The following is a 1,982-nucleotide window of genomic DNA, read 5'->3' on the forward strand; positions in this document are numbered from 1 at the left end:
AACATCTGGTTGAGATGGCAAAAAGCTATGATTTAACAGGTTGGGCATTGTTTAAAGAAGTGATTTTACCTGGGGCATTGCCGAGTATTTTGGTGGGGGTGCGTTTTTCATTGGGCATTATGTGGCTGACGCTGATTGTGGCGGAAACCATTTCGGCCACCACAGGCATTGGGTATTTAGCCATGCACGCTCGCGAGTTTTTTCAGATTGATATCATTATGTTTTCAATCTTGGTTTATGCATTATTAGGGTTTATAGCCGATTTTATTGCCAAAAAGCTTGAGTTTGTTTGGCTCAAATGGCACCCCGCGTATCAACAAGGAGCACACTAATGTCAACGCCATTGTCAGCACCATTGTCAGCGTCATCCAGAACGCCATTAAAAACCTCAACAGGATTGGCTTTAAGCTTAACCAATGTGGTCAAAAAATTTGACAATCGAGAAGTCATTAAAAACCTAGATTTGCACATTCAAAGTGGTGATTTTATCGCTATTGTCGGGCACAGTGGCTGTGGTAAATCAACGTTGCTACGTTTACTTGCTCAGTTAGAAACGGCGAGTAGTGGGGAGTTGACAGCCATGTCAATTGCCAATCAAGCAATGTCGCCTCAGGCATGGCGACAATCCACGCGGCTGATGTTCCAAGATGACCGATTATTACCTTGGAAAACGGTACTGGAAAATGTGGGGCTTGGGCTAAAAATGCCAGATTGGAAAGCGCAAGCGTTGAAAGCGTTAGCGGAAGTCGGCTTGGCAGAGCGAGCGGATGATTGGCCATCGGCATTGTCAGGGGGGCAAAAGCAGCGAGTGGCTTTGGCCAGAGCGATTATTCATCGTCCCCAGCTGTTGCTACTTGATGAGCCATTGGGGGCGCTAGATGCGTTAACCCGTCTTGATATGCAGCAACTGTTGGTCAAATTATGGCAAGAACATCGATTTACGGTGATTTTAGTGACCCATGATGTCAGTGAAGCGGTCATCACTGCTGATAGGGTGATTTTAATTGAACAAGGCAAAATTGGACTAGACTTGCCAATCTTATTGCCACATCCCCGTAATAATATGACTAAAACTGCGCCACTTGAGCAAATTGTGCTGGATAAGATTTTAGCGGTGCATTGAGTCTGTCAATCGTTCAATGACAAGCAACTGACACCTTTTGGCACTCTTTGCCACCCTTTATTGAGCAAAAGCCCATTAAAAAATTAATGGGCTTTTTTAATGATAAAATTAATCGATTTGATTTTTCTGTCTGGGCTAGCCGAAGCTTTGCTCAGTGCTTTTATTGGTGCTAAGTCAGTAAGTAAAATCCACCTAAACATTATGCGCTCACAGTACCGCCTGTTAGCAGAATTTATTATATTCATATCAGTTATGGTTACTAAGTGTAATCAATAATTTATGGAATAATGCCTTTTTCATTTGATACAAGTGCTATATCAATACTGGGAGAAAGGAGCGTGAGGTCATGAAATTTTTAAAAAATGAGGATAATTGGTCGGTTGTACTGGGACTATTTATTGTGGTAGTGATTTGCACCTTGTATATATCGCAAATACCTATTGCCAACTTAAATGTTAAAATAAAACCTTGGTCAGACTTTAGTGAGTTATTTAACCTAGTTAGCCATTCAATCCTAGGACTGCTAAGCTTAGGAATTGGTTTCGGGTTATTGCTATTTTTGGGTGCCAAATCCGCGCAACCTGAAATAAAGTTACCCCCATTTTTAGCCAAATTTGTCCTATTGTTTTTGATGGCGGCGGGCATTTTGATTTTAAGCAGTAATAAGACTGTCAAAGCATGGCAACTAGAAAGTCCTTTGGTAGCCTTGTTCATAGGTCTGTTAATTGGCAATTTTACCTCAATTGCTGATAAATTAAAGGAAGTGCTGAGAACCGAATACTATGTCAAAATTGGTATTGTTTTAATGGGGGCAACCTTACCCTTCATTACGATTTTAAAAGCGGGTCCGGCGGCCATC

The 1,982-nt window shown here is 41.7% G+C and carries 3 protein-coding genes; all 3 read left to right on the forward strand.

All coding sequences use genetic code 11. From position 1 onward, the window contains the following. On the forward strand, positions 1–332 hold a 332-nt coding region (locus tag RTR63_RS11705; RefSeq protein WP_312524443.1), incomplete at its 5' end, for an ABC transporter permease subunit. Further along, on the forward strand, positions 332–1,123 hold the full coding sequence (locus RTR63_RS11710; protein WP_312524445.1) for an ATP-binding cassette domain-containing protein: 792 nt from the start codon (positions 332–334) through the stop codon (positions 1,121–1,123). The genes RTR63_RS11705 and RTR63_RS11710, both read left to right, overlap by 1 nt. A gap of 346 nt (positions 1,124–1,469) precedes the next feature. Beyond that, positions 1,470–1,982, forward strand: a 513-nt coding sequence (locus RTR63_RS11715) for a putative sulfate exporter family transporter (RefSeq protein WP_312524447.1), incomplete at its 3' end; no start/stop codon positions are given.

Origin of the sequence: Moraxella sp. CTOTU47724 (assembly GCF_032014955.1) — a bacterium.
GTDB classification, from domain to species: domain Bacteria; phylum Pseudomonadota; class Gammaproteobacteria; order Pseudomonadales; family Moraxellaceae; genus Faucicola; species Faucicola tetraodonis.

Bases quoted from the DNA above. Each gene is read 5' to 3' on its own strand.
- RTR63_RS11710 (WP_312524445.1), top strand. From the start codon at position 332: ATGTCAACGCCATTGTCAGCACCATTGTCAGCGTCATCCAGAACGCCA.